Origin of the sequence: Mycolicibacterium novocastrense (genome assembly GCF_001499835.1) — a bacterium.
Classification (GTDB): domain Bacteria; phylum Actinomycetota; class Actinomycetes; order Mycobacteriales; family Mycobacteriaceae; genus Mycobacterium; species Mycobacterium novocastrense.
This window is the reverse complement of the sequence record NZ_LQIH01000012.1, coordinates 275,010-295,472: the sequence shown is the minus strand read 5'-3', so window position 1 is coordinate 295,472 and position 20,463 is coordinate 275,010. Positions and strand designations below refer to the sequence as shown.

General features: G+C 65.3%; 20 protein-coding genes. 13 read left to right on the top strand and 7 right to left on the bottom strand.

What is annotated here, in order from left to right:
* Positions 1-89: 89 nt before the first annotated feature.
* The gene (locus AU072_RS11660; RefSeq protein WP_064414044.1) at positions 90-902 is read left to right on the top strand and encodes a mycofactocin-coupled SDR family oxidoreductase; all 813 of its coding nucleotides are present in this window, start codon (positions 90-92) and stop codon (positions 900-902) included.
* Here AU072_RS11660 and AU072_RS11655 read toward each other — a convergent pair.
* From AU072_RS11655 to AU072_RS11645, 3 genes are all read right to left on the bottom strand, one after another.
* Positions 899-1,855 carry a hypothetical protein gene (locus AU072_RS11655; protein WP_064414043.1) on the bottom strand — a complete coding sequence of 319 codons (957 nt, stop codon included), beginning with the start codon at positions 1,853-1,855 and terminating at the stop codon, positions 899-901. The genes AU072_RS11660 and AU072_RS11655 overlap by 4 nt on opposite strands.
* 206 nt (positions 1,856-2,061) lie before the next feature.
* On the bottom strand, positions 2,062-3,126 hold the full coding sequence (locus AU072_RS11650) for a spirocyclase AveC family protein (RefSeq protein ID WP_174523768.1): 1,065 nt from the start codon (positions 3,124-3,126) through the stop codon (positions 2,062-2,064).
* Position 3,127: 1 nt separating this feature from the next.
* A complete protein-coding gene (locus AU072_RS11645; protein WP_064413916.1) occupies positions 3,128-4,357 on the bottom strand; it encodes a cytochrome P450 in 1,230 nt (409 codons plus the stop codon).
* A 153-nt stretch (positions 4,358-4,510) separates the two neighbouring features.
* Between AU072_RS11645 and AU072_RS11640 the strand changes: the two genes are divergently transcribed.
* Genes AU072_RS11640 through AU072_RS11635 form a run of 3 tightly spaced genes read left to right on the top strand, consistent with a single transcriptional unit; the run spans position 4,511 to position 6,102 of the window.
* Entirely contained in the window at positions 4,511-5,152 is a 642-nt protein-coding gene (locus tag AU072_RS11640) for a hypothetical protein (RefSeq protein ID WP_064413915.1), read from the top strand.
* Positions 5,152-5,331: a (2Fe-2S)-binding protein gene (locus tag AU072_RS27590; protein WP_082680857.1), complete on the top strand. Its 180-nt coding sequence runs from the start codon at positions 5,152-5,154 to the stop codon at positions 5,329-5,331. The genes AU072_RS11640 and AU072_RS27590 overlap by 1 nt, the downstream gene beginning before the upstream one ends.
* Before the next feature lie 12 nt (positions 5,332-5,343).
* Positions 5,344-6,102, top strand: a complete 759-nt coding sequence (locus AU072_RS11635; RefSeq protein ID WP_064413914.1) for an SDR family oxidoreductase — start codon at positions 5,344-5,346, stop codon at positions 6,100-6,102.
* A gap of 62 nt (positions 6,103-6,164) precedes the next feature.
* Here the strand turns inward: AU072_RS11635 and AU072_RS11630 are convergent, their stop codons facing one another.
* Positions 6,165-7,007, bottom strand: coding sequence for an SDR family oxidoreductase (locus tag AU072_RS11630; RefSeq protein WP_064413913.1), 843 nt, complete (start codon positions 7,005-7,007; stop codon positions 6,165-6,167).
* 97 nt (positions 7,008-7,104) lie between these two features.
* Between AU072_RS11630 and AU072_RS11625 the strand changes: the two genes are divergently transcribed.
* Positions 7,105-8,190 (top strand): NAD(P)H-dependent amine dehydrogenase family protein, encoded by a 1,086-nt coding sequence (locus AU072_RS11625; RefSeq protein WP_064413912.1) that lies wholly within the window; start codon positions 7,105-7,107, stop codon positions 8,188-8,190.
* Between the two features lie 16 nt (positions 8,191-8,206).
* On the opposite strand, the gene AU072_RS11620 is transcribed toward AU072_RS11625, so the two are convergent.
* Positions 8,207-9,259, bottom strand: coding sequence for an NAD(P)H-dependent amine dehydrogenase family protein (locus tag AU072_RS11620; RefSeq protein WP_064413911.1), 1,053 nt, complete (start codon positions 9,257-9,259; stop codon positions 8,207-8,209).
* A 12-nt stretch (positions 9,260-9,271) separates the two neighbouring features.
* Complete coding sequence (locus AU072_RS11615; RefSeq protein WP_064349337.1) at positions 9,272-10,510, bottom strand: cytochrome P450; 1,239 nt, start codon at positions 10,508-10,510, stop codon at positions 9,272-9,274.
* 125 nt (positions 10,511-10,635) lie between these two features.
* Between AU072_RS11615 and AU072_RS11610 the strand changes: the two genes are divergently transcribed.
* Positions 10,636-11,724, top strand: coding sequence for an NAD(P)H-dependent amine dehydrogenase family protein (locus tag AU072_RS11610; protein ID WP_064413910.1), 1,089 nt, complete (start codon positions 10,636-10,638; stop codon positions 11,722-11,724).
* Between the two features lie 36 nt (positions 11,725-11,760).
* On the opposite strand, the gene AU072_RS11605 is transcribed toward AU072_RS11610, so the two are convergent.
* A complete protein-coding gene (locus AU072_RS11605) occupies positions 11,761-12,906 on the bottom strand; it encodes an ABC transporter substrate-binding protein (protein ID WP_064414041.1) in 1,146 nt (381 codons plus the stop codon).
* Between the two features lie 73 nt (positions 12,907-12,979).
* Between AU072_RS11605 and AU072_RS11600 the strand changes: the two genes are divergently transcribed.
* The 7 genes from AU072_RS11600 (at position 12,980) to AU072_RS11570 (ending at position 20,460) form a co-directional block, all read left to right on the top strand.
* Positions 12,980-13,612 (top strand): TetR/AcrR family transcriptional regulator, encoded by a 633-nt coding sequence (locus AU072_RS11600; protein WP_064414040.1) that lies wholly within the window; start codon positions 12,980-12,982, stop codon positions 13,610-13,612.
* 121 nt (positions 13,613-13,733) lie between these two features.
* Positions 13,734-14,522 carry an SDR family oxidoreductase gene (locus AU072_RS11595; protein ID WP_064413909.1) on the top strand — a complete coding sequence of 263 codons (789 nt, stop codon included), beginning with the start codon at positions 13,734-13,736 and terminating at the stop codon, positions 14,520-14,522.
* Between the two features lie 28 nt (positions 14,523-14,550).
* Positions 14,551-16,005, top strand: coding sequence for an aldehyde dehydrogenase family protein (locus AU072_RS11590; protein WP_064414039.1), 1,455 nt, complete (start codon positions 14,551-14,553; stop codon positions 16,003-16,005).
* Positions 16,006-17,166, top strand: a complete 1,161-nt coding sequence (locus AU072_RS11585; protein WP_064413908.1) for an NDMA-dependent alcohol dehydrogenase — start codon at positions 16,006-16,008, stop codon at positions 17,164-17,166. It begins immediately after the preceding gene.
* Positions 17,167-17,369: 203 nt separating this feature from the next.
* Entirely contained in the window at positions 17,370-19,025 is a 1,656-nt protein-coding gene (locus AU072_RS11580) for a PP2C family protein-serine/threonine phosphatase (protein WP_064413907.1), read from the top strand.
* Entirely contained in the window at positions 19,022-20,107 is a 1,086-nt protein-coding gene (locus tag AU072_RS11575) for a cobalamin B12-binding domain-containing protein (protein WP_235629887.1), read from the top strand. Before AU072_RS11580 ends, AU072_RS11575 begins: the two co-directional genes overlap by 4 nt.
* Positions 20,104-20,460, top strand: coding sequence for an STAS domain-containing protein (locus AU072_RS11570; RefSeq protein ID WP_064413906.1), 357 nt, complete (start codon positions 20,104-20,106; stop codon positions 20,458-20,460). The genes AU072_RS11575 and AU072_RS11570 overlap by 4 nt, the downstream gene beginning before the upstream one ends.
* The last annotated feature ends 3 nt before the right edge of the window (positions 20,461-20,463 follow it).

Here is a 20,463-nt window from a genome sequence, read left to right as displayed (position 1 = left end):
GACCGGAGAAGCTATCACTTACGCAACGGACGCTCTCCAAAACCGTTAATCCGAATTCTCGGGTGCGGTAGCGTGCGCGTGTGCCCGACATGACCGACAAGGTCGCGCTCATCACCGGGGCGGCCCGCGGACAGGGACGCGCTCACGCCGAAAGGCTCAGCGCCGATGGCGCCGACGTCATTCTCGTTGACATCGCCGGCCCGCTACCACCGAGTGTCCCCTACGATTCCGCCACGCCTGAGGATCTGGCCGAGACGGTGGAGATGGTGAAAGCCAATGGCCGGCGGTCGGTGACGGCGGTCGTCGACATCCGAGATTACGACGGTCTCTGTACCGCCGTCGACAACGCGGTCGCCGAGCTCGGCCGACTCGATGTCATCGTCGCCAACGCGGGAATCTGCGTGCCGGCCGCGTGGGATCACGTGTCGCCGCGCGACTTCCGGGACACCATCGACATCAACATCGTCGGCACCTGGAACACGGTGATGGCAGGAGCCAAGCACATCATCGCCGGCGGGCGGGGTGGCTCCATCATCCTCGTCGGGTCGGCCGCCGGCCTCACCGTGGAGCCGTTCATGATCGCCTACACGGCCAGTAAGCACGCCGTCACGGCGCTGGCCCGTTCGTTCGCCGCCGAACTCGGTAAGTACCACATCCGAGTGAACAGCTTGCACCCCGGCTCGGTGGCGACGCCGATGGGAAGCGGTCGGATGATCGAGGCGATGGCCGAGGCGGGGAAGTCGAATCCGGCGCTGCGCCCCGGGTTCACGAAGCAACTCCTGCCGGACGCGATCACCACGTCCGACGACATCGCCAATGCGGTCGCGTGGTTGGCATCCGACGAGGCGAGATTCGTCACGGCTGCCGCCATTCCGGTGGACGTCGGCGTGACGGGCAGCTAAACGCTGGACTGCCGGGTGACGACCGACGGCCCCGACAGGGGGCTGGAGATCACGCCGGGTGGAGCTCCAACAACGCTCGGGATGGCGTTCACCGCCGCGAGCGCCGTCGCCACGACACCGGGATTCACCCGGTCGTCGCTCGATTGCTCGAGGTGCAGTTCGAGGCTCATGTTGGGATTGCCGTTGACGCGGAACACCATTCCGCCTTGGCCTTCGCGTGCCGGCTTGGGCCAACGATCGGGCCACGGCGTACTGCTGACCGTCGCGAAGTATTGAACCGCGACGGCAGGGCGACCTCTGACGATCCCGGCGAGTTGCCACCGGTGCGCACAGATCGTCCCCTCGGGGATGACACCGAGCGCGGTCGGAAGGTCCGTCGGCGCGAGCAGGGTCTCCCAATCCAGCTCTATCCCGTCGAGTTCGAGTCCGAGGATGTCGGCGATGTAGGTCACCACCGTGCTCCAGTCTTTGTCGACCTTTCCAGACGCGATTCGAACCGGCACATGGCCGTCGGGCTTACCGAATCCCATCGACTCATGGAGGACGTCCCATATGGGGTATGCCTTGTCGAGGTCGACCGCGTATTCGTCCATCCGGTACGAGTCGACTCGACCTGCTCCTGCCAGCAGAGCCGTGGGGATGTTCAGGCTGATGAACCCCGGCTCGCTACCGGTGGCATAGAACGTTGAAGTACCCTCAGCGGCTGCCCTTTCGAGGTCTTGTCTCCATGGCGCGGGTGCGGCCGGGGGATAGATCATCGGGATCAGCGAGAACGTCACCACATTGACCCCGGCTCTGAGGTACGTGGCGATGTCCGCGATCGCCTCTTCTTCGCGTCGGACGGCGGTCGCGCAATACGTCACGCAGTCGGGTTTCAGCGCGAGAACAGCTGAGAGATCATCGGTCGCACCAACTCCGACAGCTGGTGCACCGCACAGTTCTCCCGCGTCCATCCCGGCCTTCTCCGGTGTCGATACCTTGACCCCGACGAGATCTAGCGACGGGTCCTCGATGACCGCGCGCAACGCCTCCCTGCCGGTCAACCCGGTGCCGACGTGGACGACTCGATAGCGACGACAGTCGGTCACGGTTCTCTCCCTCCTCGCCCCTGCAGGGCAACAGTTCGCGTCATCGTGGGACAGGCCTGGGACAGACCATGTCAGTGGTAGAACGGTCCCGGCTTGCCGGCTTCCTCGAGATGACCGTATGGGTCGTACAGGTTTACATTCGGATAGGGGTTCTGATCGAAGGAAGGCCGCGACAGACCTGCCTCCCGCAGCCCGGACAACACGGCCAGCGGCACAGCGAACGACACCAGGCCCACCGTCGCAGATATCAACAACTGCCGGGTCAACGTCACCTTCGGGCGCCCCCGCCTCGCGGGCATCCAGCACGCAAGGCGGTTGATCAAGACCAGTTCGCCACTCTCGTCCCGCACGCACATCACGGCGACCATGGCGAAGATCGGAGCGTCGTAGACCGCCATGATCAGGGGAAAGTGGATATGACCGATGTGCAGCACCGGACCGACTGCCTCTGTGTAGTAGAAGATTCCGGCTCTCATCCAGGTGAACTGGATGAGCCCGTTTATCGGGACGGCGATGATCGTCGCACCGATGAACACCCGCAGCAGTCTGCGCGGCGCCAACCAGCCGATGCAACGCATCACCGGATCCAAGAACCGGTCGTGCAACTTCAAGAACCCCAAACCGTTCAGCAGATAGTAAGCGGCGTAGCCGCCCAGGAACGCCAGCGCCGGTTCGAGATTCGGCGAGATGTTCACGTACGGCCAGGACAGCGGGAAGTGCAACATGCGGGGATCGAATATCGCGAACGTCGCCCAGTTCGCCAGTGGATCCAGCGCCCCGGTGATCAGGCCGGCGAACGCGATGATGACCGCCCAGTGCACCTTTCGCTGCCGCCACGACAACCACACCAGAACGGTGATCAGGCCGATCGCCAACGGGATCGAGCTGATGGAGACGGCCAGCGGCCAGTTGTCGAAGCCGAGAAAGGGCGGATACGGATCGGGGCCGGGATCCGGGTTCGCTTTTTTCGGGTCCCCGTGCAGACCTGTCTGAATGTTCGCGATCGTCACGATGGCGAACGCCAGGTAGGCGATGAAGAACAGCGACCACCCGATCCTGGCGGGCCACGGGGAGAAGTGTGTTTCGGTCGGTTCTCCGGGAGCGGAGTCCGGTGTGCGGTCAACGGTATTGGTCACCTCATACCGCCACCGGAAGCGTGGCCCACCCTCTGACGCTGGTGGTGTGAGCGCGTTTGGCCGCCGCGTAATCGACTTCCCAGTCCGGCCATCGGCTCAGAACCTCCTCGAGCGCCACCCGCGCTTGCATCCGCGCGAGGGCGGCGCCGAGACAGAAGTGAATTCCGCGACCGAATGACAAATGAGTGGCCTGCCGGTGGATGTCGAACCGGTCCGCGTCCGGGTACTGGCGCTCGTCCCGATTCGCCGAACCGTTGATCAGCAACATCACCGAACCCTCGGCGACCGTCTGGCCATAGAGTTCGACATCACGAGCGACATAGCGTGCCTGTACAGGCGACGGTGCCTCGTAGCGCAGCACCTCCTCGATCGCCGCGGGGATCAGACTGAAATCTTCTGCTAATTCACGGCGTTGGTCCGGGTGGTCCGACAGCAGTTGTCCGGCAAAGCCGATCAGCCGCGTCGTCGTTTCGTTTCCCGCGCCGACGAGCGTGCCGGCGTAGGTCAACACCTCTCCGCGAGTCAACCGCCTGCGGCTACCGTCACGTTCCTCGATCTCGGCGTTGACCAGTTCGGTCATCAGATCGTCTGATGGGTGGTCATACCGCCAATCGATGAACTCCTCCAGCATCGAGCCTTGTCGCGTCAGCATGTCGTCGGCCACTTCGACCAGTTCACCGTCTTTGAGTTCGAGAAGCCGGTCGGTGTTCTGACGGATCGCGATCTGCCTGTCCTCCGGTATGCCCAACAGATATCCGATGGTGCGCATCGGCATCCATGCTCCGAGGTCGGCGATGAAGTCGAACGTCTCGGCGTTCTCGAGTGGCTCCAAGGCGCGCCGGCAGAACTCTCGCGCCAACGGTTCGATAGCAGCCATTCGCCGTGGCGTGAACACACCCGACAACAGGCGGCGATGAAAGTCGTGGATCGGAGGGTCCTCGAACAGGATGATGCCCGGCGGTACCTCGACGCCGTTGAGGATGATGTCGATGGTGGTGCCCTTGCCCGAGCGGTAATCCTGCCAATTGGCCAGCTCACGGGCGACGTCGGTGTGCCTGGTCAGCGCGTAGAAACCGTATTTGTCGTTGCGGTAGAGCGGCGATTCGTCGCGCAGCCTCTTCCATACGGGGTAGGGATCGTCGTCGATGTCGAAGTCGAACGGGTCGTAGTACGGCTCAACCTTCACCCTGTAGGTCACCCTGTGAGAATAGGCTTTATCGGTCGTCGTCATGGCTGATTTCTCGCGGCACGGCCTCCCGGTGCGCGCCGCCGAGCGCCCGCGTCGCAGTCGTCTACCGTCACAAACGCCCGTATGAGAATATGAATTCTCGCATCGAGGAGAGGTCGGGTGCGACTGCAGAGAACGGGATCGAAGGAGGCGGCAATGGCTCCAGCCGCCGTACGCAACTTCATCTTCGCCGTCGAGTTCCGGATCGCCGAATCCGAGCGCGTGGGACCGGTGCTCGCGCAGCACGAGGAAAGTCTTCGCGATCTCGGCGCGCGGTATGCGTTCGTGTACGAGTCGGTGGTCGACCCCGGGAAGGTTCTGGTCGTCATCGGGATCCGAACCGAGCGGCCGCTGCTCGACCTCCTCCGCTCCCCGTACTTCTTCGACTGGTTCGACGCGGTCGGCATCGAAGATCTCCCCGCCGTCTTCGCCGGCGAAGTCGTCGAGCGATTCGACCTCGGCGAGCCCCCCGAGCCGGGTACCGAGGTGGTGGTTGCCGCCGTCACCCGGGTCCAGAACGTCGAGGTCTTCATGGCTCGCGTGCGCGAATCACTCGCCGACTTCGACCGCTCAGGAATTCGCCGAACACTCGTGTACCGCGCCTTCGACACCCCTCGCGAAGTGCTCTTCCTTCATCAGCTTGCGACGGCCCGTACGGCGTTGCAGTGGATCGCGGACTCCGACATCGCTTCGGAGTGGCTGACCTCCGCCGGCGTCGGCGCATATCCGCCGGTCTTCGTCGGGCGGTTCGTCCATGCGATGCGGCTGGCCGAGACGGCCGGGACGGATCTGCATTGATGTATGTCTGCTTGTGTCTCGGCATAACGATCGAGGCGGTCTCCGATGCCGTCGCCTCAGGCGCCAGGACGTCGCGTCAGGTGTCCGACGCCTGCGGTGCCGGATCGGACTGTGGCAGGTGCCGACGAACGATCCGCTCGATCATCAAATCCGCGGAAGCGGAAACACAAATCAGGTAGGAGAAGCACGGCATGAGCGATCGACACTCCAATATCGAGGGCGCGCGGATGCTCGTGATCGGCGCATCCTCGGGCATTGGTCACGCGCTTGCGCGGGCGGCTCACACCAGGGGTGCCCGTGTCGCGCTCGCGGCCAGACGGGTCGAGCTCCTGTCCGGGCTGGCCGAAGAGCTCGACGGTTCCGCGCACGAGCTCGACGTCTCCGATCCACGCGCGATCGAGCGGGTCGTCGACGAGGTGGCCACGACGTTCGGCCACCTCGATGCGGTGGTGTTCACCAGCGCCGTGGTGCCGTTCGCGTTGATCGAGGAAACCGACGTCACGACGTGGTTGCACGCCTACGCCGTCAACGCGGTGGGCGCATCGCATGTGCTGCGTGCCGCGCTCCCCCACCTCGCCGACGACGCGGTCGTGCTCGTTGCGTCCAGTCACGATGTCGGTAGGCCACGCGCGGGCGTCGCGGCCTACCACGCCAGCAAGGCCGCGCTGGACGAGATTCTGCGATCATGGCGGGCCGAGCATCCGGAACTGGCCGTCATCCGTGTCAGCGTCGGCCCGACGGAGGGCACCGAGATCCTCCGCGGGGCGGACCGGGACCTACTGGCCGATCTTTACCGGGCCTGGGCACAGGAGGGTCAGATTCCGGCGAAGATGTCCGCCGTCAACGACGTGGCCAACGCCATGCTGTCGTTGATCGCCATGTCCCGCGCCAATCCCACGGTCGTGAGCGACATCGTGCACCTGGCCCCCCGCCTGAGCGCCGGCCGATAGACGTTGCCAGTCGGGGGATTTGGATTCGGCGGCTGGGCTCCATCGGGGGTGCGAGGGAACGGTCAGCTGTTCTTCGACATCTCTGCGGCGGCCGTGTCGGCCCACTGCGCGTGGTGCCGGCCCATCGTCATGGCGCCGTTCCACCCGCCGTCGGTCCACAGCACCTCACCGCCGACATAACTGAACCGCGGGCTGCCGAGACAGACCAGCGGCCAGGCTTGTTCCTCGGCAGTCGAATAGCGTCCGACCGGTCCGACCGCCTCATCGACGGTCTCCTTGCCCATCAGGTTCTGGAAGGCCGGCATCATCGCCGTCTCGGTCGGGCCGGGGTTGATGCAGTTGATGCGGATGCCGCGGCGGCCGAGTTCGGGATACCACCAGCCCACCCACGCATCGATGATGTACTTCGAGTAGGCATAGCCGCTCCACGACCACAACTTTTCGTTGGCGGTGAGCCATTCGACAGCGGCCTCGAACCCCTTGGTTTCGAGCAGGCCTGTGATGACCTTGATGTGGTCCTGCCAACCGATCGCGGCCGACGATGAGATCACGCTGATCGCCGACCCTTCGGGCATCTTCGGCACGAGCTGCTCGGCCAGGTGACGTGCCCCGACGAAGTTGACCAGAATCGTGTCCCATTCGCTGAACGGCGGACCGGGCAGCCCCGCACAGCTGAAGAGCCCGTCGACGGGGCCGTCGATGGAGGCAGCGACCTCTTCGATGCTCTTGGCGTCGCGCAGATCGATCTGTTGCGCGCGGGCAACGGGAACGGTCGTCGGTTGGATGTCCAGGGCGGTGACCGTCGCACCGAGATCGACGAGGATTTGCGCGGTCGCCTGGCCCATACCCGACGCCGCACCTGTTACAACCACCGACTTGCCCCGGTACCTCAGCACATCGTCCACGGCGCGCTCCTGTAGAGAATTTCATTTACCGATTGTGAGAACCTACGTTATCACCGGTGTACTGTCGCACTGTGACGGTTTCGAACGGGGCCGCCCCATGACCGCCGGCAGCCGCCCACTGCGGATCATTCAATGGGCCACCGGCGCTGTCGGCTCCGAAATGATCACCACCATCCTCGATCACCGCCCCGACCTCGAGTTGGTCGGAGCCCGCGTGTATTCCGACGCCAAGAACGGGGTCGACATCGGGACCCTGGTCAACAGAACCCCCATCGGCGTCACCGCCACCACTGATGTCGCCGCAATCCTCGAGTTGGACGCCGACCTCGTCTTGTACGCACCGTCTTTCACCGACCTCGACGATGTCTGTGCGTTGCTCGAGAGCGGAAAGAACGTGGCAACGCCGTCATTTCTGTTCCACCCTCGGCGCATTCCCGAGGCCGACCGGGACAAGGTCCTGGCGGCGTGCGAGAAGGGCAACAGCACCATCCACGGCAGTGGGCTCAACCCGGGCAATCTGTCTGGTGTGCTGCCGCTGGCACTGTCGGGCATGAGTCGCACGATCGATCGCCTGACGCTCCAGGAGAGGGCCGATTGGACGCTGTGGGAGAGCACCGGAATCACCTTCGATGGAATGTGGTTCGGCCGACCGGTTGACGAGGTGACCCCCACGGCCAACACGTACCTGAGTTTTCTGACGAAGCTGTTCGTCGAGCAGACCTGGTTCATCTCCGACAGCTTGAATGCCGACATCGACGACGTCTCGGTGACCCTGGAAACGGTGCCGGCAACCAAAGACCTCCAGATCTTCGATCACGTGGTGCGGCAGGGCAGCACGGCCGGACAGCGCTGGAATTTCATCGGACATCGGAACGGTGAACCGTTGATCGAATTCGAAACGCTCTGGACCGTCGGCGGTGAGTATCCCGACCACTGGCCGCAACCGCTCGATGGCTGGACTCTGACCATCGAGGGCGATCCCTCAATGCGCACGCACTTCTTTCCGCTGGCCAGCTTCTCGCGCGAGGCGTCGATTGAGGAGCACGTCCGCGCGGGCCTCATCACGGTGGCGATGCAGGTCGTCAATGCCATCCCGGCGGTCTGCGCGGCGCCCGCAGGGTTCGCGACGATGGCGGACCTGCCACTCATTCGCAGCTACACGGGATTCGGCAACAAGCCCTGACATCGCTCGGCGTCAGTTAGCCGCTGCGGCTGGTCCAGTGCGCGACAAACGGCGCGATGACCGACAGGTCATACAGCCCCGGCTCAGCCGCGATGACCGTGGGTATCGCGTTGATCGCATGCATCGCGGTGGCCAGGCACCCCTGTTCGGCGTGGTCTTCACCGCGGGAACCGATTTCGAGGTGTATTCGCATATTCGGCTCACCCTCGAAGGCGAGCTCGTATCCAATCTCGTTCGGCCAATGCGGGGCCAGATCGTCAGCCATGCGGGTGAGATGCTCGACCGATATCGTCGTCTCGCCGCAGTCGACGACCACGCCGAACCGCATGGCACCGACGGTGCCCGAGGGGATCTCACCCGCGGCGACGGTCAGCGCGCGCGGCGTCGTCACGACCTCACGGAAGCCCTCGACCGCACGGATTCGCAGGCCGAGCGCCTGAGCAAGCACCGTCGCGCTACCGATCCATGCACTCGCCGCGTACTCGGCGTTGGCGAGCAGTGGGGTTGTGTCGTCGGGTGCGTGCCCGAAACCCATGGCATTGAAGATCAGGTCGTGACTGGCGTAGGTGGAGTAGTTGAGCACTTCGCGGACGGTGATCCGGTTCGTCTGCTGTGTGAGCCGCGACAGTAGGGGCGCGATCGACTCGCCGAAGAAGCCCGGGTACAGGCCCACCCCGAGGAACGATGATTTGCCTGCCTCACAGGCATTTTCGATGCCGTCGGCCAGCGAATCGTGCAGTGAGCGCGGATGGATGAACCTGCTGCCCGTGGCGACAACATCCTTCCCCGAGGCAAGCAGATCGCAGACGTCAGCGAAGCAGCCCGGGGTGTCGGTCTCGACCTTGCCCATGTAGAGCACCACGTCGGCGTCGGTGGCGATGATGGCGTCGCGGTCGTCGCTGGTGACCACTCCCGCCTCGCCGACGCCGCACAACGTGCCCGCGTCGACACCGGCTTTTGCCGGATCGTAGACACGAACACCGACGACCGTGAGATCGGCCCTGCCGAGGATGTGGCGAAGCGCCATCATCCCCGTCACTCCGGTCGCCCACTGAATCACTCGCGTCATACGGTCGCTACCTCAATCCCACACGACGTCAAGTCGAGGGGGCGAGCGGAACATCGTTCCGGTGATGTAGGGCGCCGGGGCGTCGGGATCGAGCCGCAATCCGGGTAATTCGTCGAACAACGCGTTGAAGATCTTCGTGGTCTCGAGTCGAGCCAGATGCATGCCCAGGCAGACGTGGGCCCCGTGCGCGAACCCGATGTGCGGCTTGCGTTCCCGGAAGATGTCGAATTTCTCCGGTTCGTTCCACCGTGTTTCGTCGTGGTTCGCGCTACCGAGGCTGAGCATCATCGTCGCGCCTTCGGGTACGCGAACTCCGCCGATCTCGGTGTCGCAGGTGACCTCGCGCATGAAGTTGAGCAGGGGGGTTTCCCAGCGGATGCCTTCTTCGATGGCCTGCGGCAGCAGGGTGCGGTCGGCGCGAACCGCGTCGAGCTGATCGGGATGGGTCAGCAGTGCGTAGGCCAGACTGGCGGTCGAGCGTGATGTGGTCTCGGCGCCGGCGGGCAGCAGGTTGCGCATGAAACCGTAGATCTGTTCGTCGGACATCTTCACGCCGTTGACCTCTGCGGCCGCGAGGATGGACACCATGTCGTCCTTGGGCTCCTTGCGCCGGTCGGCAAGGATCCCGACGAAATACTCCTTCATCTTCGCCGATGCCCGCATCGCGCAGTCCATATCGCCGCGGAAGCCCAGTAGGTCGATCGCCAGTCGGTGGAAGTGCAGGACATCGGAATCAGGAAGTCCCAGTAGGGCTGCGATCACCCGCACCGGAATCGGCATGAACACCGCGTCGACCAGGTCGGCACGCTTGGCGTCCTTGATTTTCGCGATTGTTCGGTCGACCAGCGGGCCGACGAGTTCGGTATCCCAACGCTTCATCGATGAGCGAGCGAAGGCGAACTCGTGGAGCTTGCGGTAGATCGCGTGTTCGGGGTCCTGCATCTCGAGGATGGTCGGGCCCTGCAGTGGCCGCACGACGTCCTCGTAGCAGCGGGTGCTGAAGGTGATGTTGTCGGTGAAGATCGCCTTGACGGTGTCGAACGTGTACGCCGTGAAGGTCGGCGGGCCGTCTCCCGAATTGCCGATCATGCCCATCTCGGGCCACCCGGCGTGCACCGGCGCCTGCGCGCGCAGCTCCTTGAGGAAGGGATACGGGGTGGCGTCACCGTCGGCGCCCATGCCTGCATTGAATTTGTCTTGGGCGTCTCGAATGCTCTGCTCGAGATCCTCGACGCTCGCCGGCTCGAACATGCGACGACTCCTCACTGCGGATCGGCCGCTATCAACATACACCCTGGTGGTTGCCGACCTCCATCATGTACGTTGGGCCGAAGCCAAGCCATTGTCTCAGCGAAAAGCACACCGGGAGCGTTCGATTGGTAACTCGAGTCGTTCAATGGGCCACGGGCGCCGTCGGTCGCGCGGCGCTGGCGGAACTCATTGAGAACCCTGATTTTCAATTGGCCGGGGTGCTGGTGTACGACCCGGCGAAGGCCGGTCAGGATGCCGGGTCGCTTTGCGGCCTTCCGGCGAGCACCGGCGTGCTCGCTACCACGGACAAGAACGAGATCTTCGGACTCGGCGCTGACGTCGTCATCCATGCCGCCAGCAAGGCCCATGCCGTCGACACCAACGCCGACGACATCTGCCGACTGCTCGCGGGGGGCACCGACGTCATAACGACGACGTCCTACAATCACCTGCCCACCTACGGCGCCGAGACTGAAGCGGCCTTCGCGGAAGCCTGTCGCGCGGGACAGTCCCGATTCCACGCCGCGGGCGAGAATCCGGGCTTCATGTTCGAACGCCTGGTGGCGACCGTGACGGGGCTGAGCAAGACGATCGATCGAATCGACCTCTACGAAGCGACCGATGTTTCGGCGGTCGACAGCCGACCCATGCTCGTCGATCTTATGGGCATGGGCAGACCGCCCGAGGACGTCAGCGTGGACTCGCCGATCATCAAGAAGCTCGACATGGCGTACCGCCAGGCGCTCAACGCCACCGCCGACGTTCTCGGCGTCACGCTCTCGCACGTCGAGGTGTCCGTCGACGCCACCACGCTTCCGCACGACCTCGAGGTGCTGGCGGGCACCATCGAAGCGGGAACGGTCGTCGGCCAACGGTTCTCATGGGTCGGACACTGGTCAGGCCGCCCCTTGTTGGCGATTCACGAGGAATGGGTGCTGACGCGCGATCTACCCCAGTGGGGACTGAAGCCGCTGGCCGCCGGAGAGAAGGCGCCGTTGATCCGCGCCGTCATCAAGGGCGAACCGAGTTTCGAGCTCGCACTCGACGTCGGCTGGGACGGCCAGGTGCCCAGCGGACAGCACGCCCAACCGGGGCATCTGATGATCGCGATGGGCGCTGTCCGGGCGATCCCCTACGTGAGGGCCCAGCCGCCGGGGATCGTCACGGCGCCGGTGTTCGGTGCGATCCAGCTGGGTAGCCAACGCCGAAACTGAGCCTGCGGGAAATTCGCGCCATCGTCGGGCACAAGCTCAGTCTCGGCGGATACCGACCGCGCGCGAAATGTTGTCGCTCGGCGCCGCGTGGAATACGTGTCCGCTTCCATCCGGCAGCACCCGCCGCGCGATCAGGTAATCGGAGCCCAGCCAACCCTGCCTGATGTAACGGCCGAACCGGAGGAAGGTACCCGGGGCTCCGCTCGCCGACGGCACGAGCTTCACCTGCTCGATTCCCTCTTTGACCCCTCCGCCGGTCAGCGGCCTCGCCGCCGCCAGACCCCGCGCGATCACGGTCGCGACGTCGTGGCACAGGCCCGGCATCGAGTGCGCCGGCCGGCGGCCGTAACGCGCTTCGAATCGGTCGAGGAAGGCCTGCCCGACATCGTTGCGCTCGTCGTAGCTGTCGAGACCGACCCAGCCGCGCAGGTGGCGCATCCACTCGGCGTTGATGTGCGCCATCTCGAACGCCGTCGTGGTGTAGCGCGGCGGATCCCAGCCGGCACTCTCCAGGGCGTCCGAGAAGCCCCACAACCCGTGGCCGAAGCCAACGTGGACAAGGGCATCGGGACCGGTGGCCCGGAGTTCGGCGACCACCGCCGCCTTGTCCGCTTCGACCTGCGGGATGGCCGCCGTGGCCACGACCTTCAATCCCGCTGCGGAATAAGCCTTCTCGGCGAACGTCAGATACTCCTTGCCGATGAGAGAGGCCTCATATGCGATGGCGATACGCGACCTTTCATCGCCGAGCATCACCGCGGCGAGCATGACGGGCTCCTCGGGCATCGACCCGTTGTTGAGCGCGAACGTCCACTCCCCGAGCGCCTCCTCCGATCCCGACAGGATGAGATTCGGGACCGTGGCGACCCGGTTGGCGTGCGCGGACAGCGGCACCGCGTTGTCGGAGACGTACGGGCCGAAAATCACCAGGCAGCCTTCGGCGACCAGCTCGTCGTAACCGCGTTCGACGGCGTGGTACGTGCCGTTGGGCAGGCCGATGACGTCGCGGCGTACCACCTCGATCGGCCGGTCGACGAGCCCGGCGGATACCGCTTCGTCAAATACCAGCCGTAGCGTGTCGAGCGTGTCGTCCTCGGTGCCGGACCTGGTCGGATAGTCGTTGAGCAGGCCGACTTTCAGCGGGGCGACCGATCCGTACGCGCGAACACCTTCGTCTGCCACATCCAGCAACATACAACATGCAGGTTGTCTGGCAACGCTAACCTACACCGTGAATGTTGCTACCATGCTCGGCATGGCCAAGCGTGGTGGCACGGACTCCGAACGACGTGCTCGCGGAGATCAAACCCGTCGCCATCTCATCGATGCCGGGCGCATCCTGTTCGTGCAGAAGGGCTACTTCAACACCAGCATCGGCGACTTGGTCGAGACCTCGGGCGTCGGCACCCGCGGCGCCTTCTATCACCACTTCAAAGACAAGGCCGAACTCTTCCGCGCGGTGTTCGAGGAGGTCGAGCGGGACCTCACATTGCGCTCGCTGTCCTCCCCGCCGCGCGGCGCAGACTCGTGGGAACGCCTCTGCGCCGGTCTTCACGGCTTCCTCGAGTCGGCGCTCGAACCCGAGGTGCAGCGCATCATGTTGGTTGACGGACCCGTCGTCTTGGGCTGGCGGACCCTGCGCGCGATCCAGGAGGACAACAGCATCGCGTTGATCAACGAGATGGTGCGCAATGCCATCGCCGAAGGCAGCATCGACGATCTGCCCGTTGCCGAGCTCACGCACATGCTCGTCGCATCGCTCGAGGAGGGCGCGCTCCTGGTGGCACACGCGAAAAGCCCCGGCCGAGCACGCGGTCGTGCGGCACGGATCCTCGACCGGCTTCTGCTCAGCTTCGCGACGGAACCGCGCAAGGTGGTCAGGCGGTAGTAATGATCAATTCGCGTCTCAGGGTGATCGCCTACCGTACGGAAATGAGCGTTTCCGTTTTTGATTATCCTTCTTCTACCGGACTGATAATGTTGCTTCGCCCTCGTCTCAAGGAGATCTGATGTCAGACGCGCCACCGCTGCGAGTCGCCGTAGTCGGAGCGTCCGCGGGTCTCGGCCGCTGCATCGGTATCGGGCTCGCGAAGGAGGGCGCCCGGGTCGCGTTCCTCGCGCGGCGTCGTGACCGCCTCGAGAACGCCGCCAAGGAGGCGGGCAGCGGTGCGGTAGCCGTCGCGTGTGACGTCACGGACGCGGACGCTTGCGAACGCGCGATGACAGCCGTCGTCGAAGAATTCGGCGGTCTCGACGCCCTGGTCTACACGACCGGCGTCGGCGTCCTCGCCCCGCTGACCGAGGTGACGGGTGAGCAATGGGCAAATCTGTTCGCCACCAACGTCACCGGCGCCTCACTCATCACCGCGGCGGCGGCACCTCACCTGGCCGCCAACGCGGGTTCGGCGGTGTACCTCTCGTCGCTCAGCGCTTCCTATTCCGCCCCATGGCCCCTGCTGGGTGCCTACGCCGTATCGAAGGCGGCGCTGGACAAATTGGTCGAGGCCTGGCGCATCGAACACCCGAACATCGGCTTCACCCGCCTGGCGGTCGGCGACTGCTTCGGCGGTGAGGGAGATTCCCAGACCGAGTTCAACAAGACCTGGGATCCGCAGGCGCTCGAGAACGCCATCCGGTTCTGGATGGACAACGGTTACATGCAGGGCGGTCTCGTCGAGGCCGATCACCTCGTTGACGTCGTGCACAACGTACTTCGTTGCGGTAACAGCAGTTTCATCCCCTATCTGACATTGGCTCCCAGACCATCGGGCGCCGTGGCCGAACTTCGACAGTGGTGAAGGACACCCGGTGACCCACGAATCACGCATGCTCATCGACGGCAAGCTCGTCGAATCCGAAACGGGCCAGCAGTTCGACAACATCAACCCCGCGACCGAGGAGGTTCTCGGGGGCACCGCCGACGGCACCCGTGCCGACATGGAACGGGCGGTGGCGGCCGCCCGCCACGCCTTCGACCACAGCGACTGGTCGCGAGACGGTGAAGCCAGGGCCGCAGGACTGCGTCAACTGCAGGCGGCGCTGGAGGCCGAACGCGAGGAGATCCGCGGAGAGCTCATCGCAGAGGCGGGCTGCCCACTGCTGAGCACCTTCGGACCGCAGCTCGACGTTCCGCTCAGAGAGGCCTTGAGTTGGCCGGCCGATATGATCGCCGAGTTCCCCTGGAAGCGAACGCTTCCCGACAAAGACGCCTTCGGCATGGGCACCCTCGCCGCACGTGAGGTCTGGAAGGAACCCGTCGGGGTGGTCGGCGTCGTCACGCCCTGGAACTTCCCAATCGAGATCATCCTCAACAAGATCGGGCCGATCCTGGCGATGGGCAACACGATGGTGCTCAAGCCCGCTCCCGATACGCCCTGGAACGCGACCCGTATCGGCCGGATCATCGCCGAGCAGACCGACATTCCGCCGGGAGTGATCAACATCGTCACCTCGTCGGACCATCTGGTCGGTGAAGTGCTCTCGACCTCTCCCCTCGTCGACATGGTGGCCTTCACCGGGTCGACGGCGACGGGGCGACGCATCATGAAGGCGGCCGCCGACACCGTCAAGCCCACATTCCTCGAACTCGGCGGCAAGTCGGTGTATCTGGTGCTCGACGACGACGGCGACATCAGCGCAACAGTGGGCGGCAGCGCGTTCATCTCCATGCACGCCGGGCAGGGCTGTGCCATGCCGACCCGCCTGCTGGTGCCCAACAGTCGCTACGCCGAGGCGGTCGAAATCGTCAAGGTCGCCATGGAGAAGAACAAGTACGGTGACCCCACCGACCCCTCGGTGCTGCAAGGCCCCCAGGTATCGAAACGCCAGCAGGACAGGGTGATGGGCTATATCGAGAAGGGCAAGCAGGAAGGGGCACGGGTCGTCACCGGCGGCAACATTCCGGCTCACCTCGAGAAGGGGTTCTTCGTCGAGCCAACTGTTTTCGCCGACGTCGACAACCGGATGACGATCGCCCAGGAGGAGATCTTCGGCCCGGTGCTGTCGGTCATCGGATTCGACGACGACGACGATGCGGTGCGCATCGCCAACGACTCCATCTACGGCTTGTCGGGCGTGGTGTTCGCCAACGACTTGGACCGTGCCAAGTCCGTAGCCAGCCGGATCCGCACCGGGACCCTCGGAATCAACGGCGGTCTCTGGTACGGCGCGGACGCCCCGTTCGGCGGTTACAAGCAATCCGGTGTCGGACGGCAGTGCGGCATCGAAGGCCTCGAAATCTTCACCGAAACCAAAACTGTCGGCTGGCCGAAGGAGTCGTAGATGAAGGCACGAGCGGCCGTGTTGCGCGGAGTGGGCATCGACTGGGAAGTCACCGACGTCGAGCTGGACCCGCCCCGCGCAGGCGAGGTTCTGGTCAAGATGGCGTACGCGGGGATCTGCCATTCCGACGAGCACTTCTACACCGGCGACAGCGTGCCGAGCCCGGAGATGGAAGAGCTGATGCGGGCGTCCGGCGTGCCGGTGCCCGAATGGTTCCCGATGCTCGGCGGCCACGAGGGATCGGGCGTCGTCGAAGAGGTCGGCCCCGAGGTGAAGACGCTCAAACCCGGTGACCACGTGGCGATCTCGTTCTTCCCCGCCTGTGGGACCTGCCGTTGGTGCGTGACCGGACACACCTATTTGTGCGACGTCGGCGCCGACATCTACAGCAAGGCGATGACCACCGACGGCACGTGCAGACGCCATGTCGGCGACGAAGACCTGATGGCGATGATGCAGGTCGGCACCTTCTCCGAGTACGTCGTGGCGTCCGAACGCTCGCTGGTGAAGGTCAACGACTGGATCCCGCTGGAGGCTGCGTCCCTCGTATCCTGCGGCGTCACAACGGGTTTCGGTTCTGGCTCCGTGGCGGCGGGAACCCAACCCGGTGACACCGTCGTGGTGGTGGGAGTGGGGGGCATCGGCATGAACGCCGTGCAGGGCGCGAGAGTCGCCGGCGCCAAGCACATCGTCGCCGTCGACCCGAACGAGTTCAAACGCGAGATCGCGCCCACCTTCGGGGCGACGCATACCGCCGTCGATGCCGGCGCGGCGCTGGAACTGGTCAAGGAGATCACCTGGGGTGTGATGGCCGACCGTGTCGTGCTGACACCGGGTGTGGTGCCGGTCGACCTCGTGATGGTGGCGCTGATGCTGCTGCGCAAGGGCGGCACCTGTGTGCTCACCGGCATGGCGAAGGTCAGCGACCTGATGGTTCCGCTGAGCCTGCCAGACATGGTGAGTTCGTGTAAGACCCTCAAAGGGGTCCTCTACGGCGAGATGAATCCCCGCGAAGCCATGCCCAGACTGCTGTCGATGTATGAGGCCGGCACTCTCAAGCTCGACGAATTGGTCACGCAGAAGTACAAGCTCGACGACATCAACGAGGCGATGAAGGATCTGCGATCCGGAAGCAACATCCGCGGCGTCATCGCTTTCTGAACGAGCGGTGCGGCGTCTTTTCAAGACAACGCCGGGCCAGTGCAGGGTAGAGTCGCTTTCATCAGGGGCTGAGCCCACGCCCTCCCAATGATGTGCCTGTCTGCAGGGGTGTGATGCTTTCCAGTTCCGACGTCGCTTTGCACGGTGACGACCCGAACGCGACCGCTCGTTTCGCGTCAATGCATCGTCAGCGCGGCTGACCGATGAGCAGCGACGGGAGCGTGAGAGCCGAGGCGCCCGACGAGGCAGCCGCCTGGCAGTCGGTTCCTCACCCCGTGGTGAAGGTCGACCGCTCGGGAGTCATTCAGGGATTGAGTGCGTCCGCGCGCGCCTTGCTGACCGACGCTGAGATCGGCACCAGGCTGGCGGACGCGACGCCGTGGCTGGCGCGCGCCCACGACCGCTTTCTAAGCGATCAGTCAGCCGACACCGGGAAAGCGTCGACCACCGGGAAGCTCAATGGGCGCGATTTCGAGGCACGCCCCGCGGCGCTGGCCGGCGGCGAGGTCGCGTGGTGGCTGGTCGAGGACGCCCACCGGTCGCTGTGGGACGTGCAGCAGGAGCTGGCCAGGGAACGGAAACGCGCGGCACTTCTCGATGACGTCTCGGCGGTGTTGATGGCGTCGCTGAACCTCGAGCGCTGTATGGAGGCGACGGCGCAGATGGCGGACCGCCATCTGGCGGACGCGGCGGTGGTCGTCGCGCCTGTCAGAGGTGCGCGGATGCCCGTGGTCTGCAGCGGACCCGATGGTGCCGCCGAACACCGCAGCGTGGATGCCGACCCGGCCGAGGTGTCGGGCCTGGGCGAGGCGCTTCGCGGGTTCCCGCCGGTGCCATCCCGCTGGATCGATCCCGCCTCGTTGCCGGACTGGTTGATTCCCTCGCATTTCGTCGGGCAGGTGGGGTCGGTCCTCATCACGCCGCTGCCCGGGCACGGCGTTCCCGCCGGCGCGCTGGTGCTGCTACGCCGCGACACGCACACGGTGTTCACCGAGAGTGAGGAACGATTCGCCCGGCTGTTCGCGACCCGTGCGGGTGCGGCGCTCTCCGCGGCGCGGCTGTATGCCGAACAGTCGGCGATCACACGCACCCTGATGCGCGACCTGATGCCGCCTCAATTGGGACCGAACGGGGATTTCGAGCTTGCCGGCGGCTACCGTGCGTCAGCCGACCATGAGTTTGTCGGTGGCGACTTCTATGACGTCCATCCCGCCGCGGACCCTAATGGCGAGACGCTTGTCGTCCTCGGTGACGTCTGCGGCAAGGGTCTGGAGGCCGCGGTACTCAGCGGCAAGATCCGCAACACGCTGCAAGCGCTGGCGCCGCTCGCCGACCAGCACGAAGCGGTGCTCAAGCTGCTCAACAGCGCGCTGTTGACCCCCGACAACAGCCGTTTCGCCACGATGGTGCTCGCCTCCGTCGCGCGCCGCGAGGGTCAGTTGCGGCTGCGGCTGACCTGTGCCGGGCACCCGCCCCCGCTGATCGTGCGCAACGACGGGACAGTGGAGCAGGCAGACACCCGCGGCATGTTGGTGGGCGCCCTGCCGCAGTTCAAAGCGAGGTCGACCGAGGTTTCGCTCGCGCCGGGTGAGACGTGCCTGCTCTACACAGACGGCCTGTCCGAGGCCCGCGGCGGCCCACTCGGTCAGGAGGCCTTCGGCGACGAGCGCCTGATCGGCGCGCTGGCGCAATGCGCAGAACTGCCCGCCGAGGCAGTTGTCGAGCGGATGATGATGCTCGCTTCGGAGTGGGTAACCGGCCGGGAACACGACGACATGGCCGTCGTGGCCATCACGGCGCCGCGCCGGACACATCTCAGCGCGGTCGACGGCCACACCGCAGGCAGGTACATAGCGTGAGCGGATCGGACATCGGCGCGGGAGTGACCGCGACCGAGCCCGCAGCGGTGCGCGAACGTCTGTGGCAAGCGGCGATCGACGCCGACGAGCAGGCCGCGGTCACCGCCGTCTTCGCCGCTGTGGACTCGGGCATGACGCCCGAGGACGCGCTGCTCGAGGTGATCGCGCCCGTCCAACGCAGGGTCGGCACGGAGTGGGCGGCCAACCGGATCACCGTTGCGCAGGAGCACGCGGCGACCGCGATCAACGATCGCGTCATCGCGGCTTTGTCGCAGCACCCGGCCGCCGGATCCCCCGACGAGGCCGGGCGCGTCACCGTGGCCTGCGTGGACGGCGAATGGCACGCGCTACCCGCGCGGCTGCTCGCCGAAGTTCTGCGTCTACGCGGCTGGCGGGTGGACTTCCTCGGTGCGCAGGTGCCGACGCCCCACCTGGTCGCGCACCTGCATCAGCACGCGCCCGACGCGGTCGCGCTGTCGTGCTCGATCCCGACCCGTCTACCCACAGCGCATGCCGCGATCAGTGCGTGCCAGGCCGCAGGCGTCTCCGTGCTCGTCGGCGGTGCGGCGTTCGGACCGGACGGCCGGTACGCGCAACTCTTGGGTGCCGACGCGTGGGCACCCGATGCCCGCGCCGCCGCGCAGTGCCTGCGCGCAGGCGTCGGCCGGCTTCGCCTCACCCCGAACCGGCCCGCCACGGACGAGCTGCCGCACCTGGCCGACCAGGAGTACTCGATGGTCAGCACGGCCAAACCGCAGCTGGTCAAGTTCACCGTCGCCGAGTTGGAAAACCGATTCCCCGCGATGCAGGACTACAGCGAAGCGCAACGCGACCACACCACCGAGGACATCGCCCACATCGTCGACTTCCTCGCGACCGCCCTGTACATCGACGACCCCGACCTGTTCACCGGCTTCATCGCGTGGACGGCCGAGGTGCTCAGTTCCCGCGACGTCCCGGCGACGTCGCTGATCCCCGCACTGGATCTGCTGTCCGCCCAGCTGCAAGACTTTCCACGAGCTCAGCGTCACCTGGCCGCTGCGCGTACCGCCCTGACCCCCGACACCACACCGACCGCATGAAACTCACCCTGAAGACCGACGTCACGATTCCGTCGGCACGCATCCACCTCGCCGGCGACCTCGACTACGGACATACCGCACCCCTTCTGGATGTCGTCTCCGAGCTGCTGTCCACCGACGCCGGCGTGAAAGAACTGCGCCTCGACTGCACCGAGCTGGGGTTCTTCGACTCCACGGGACTGTCGGCTCTGCTGGTGATCCATCGGGAGGCGGCACGCAGCGGTGCCGTGCTGCACCTCGACAACCGGCCGCCGCAGCTCGACCGCGTCCTGGAGATCACGGGCCTGGTCGACCATTTCACTTCGGGTGAGGCCACCGCACCCCCGCACCCTGATGAAATCGAGATCGGTTGACCG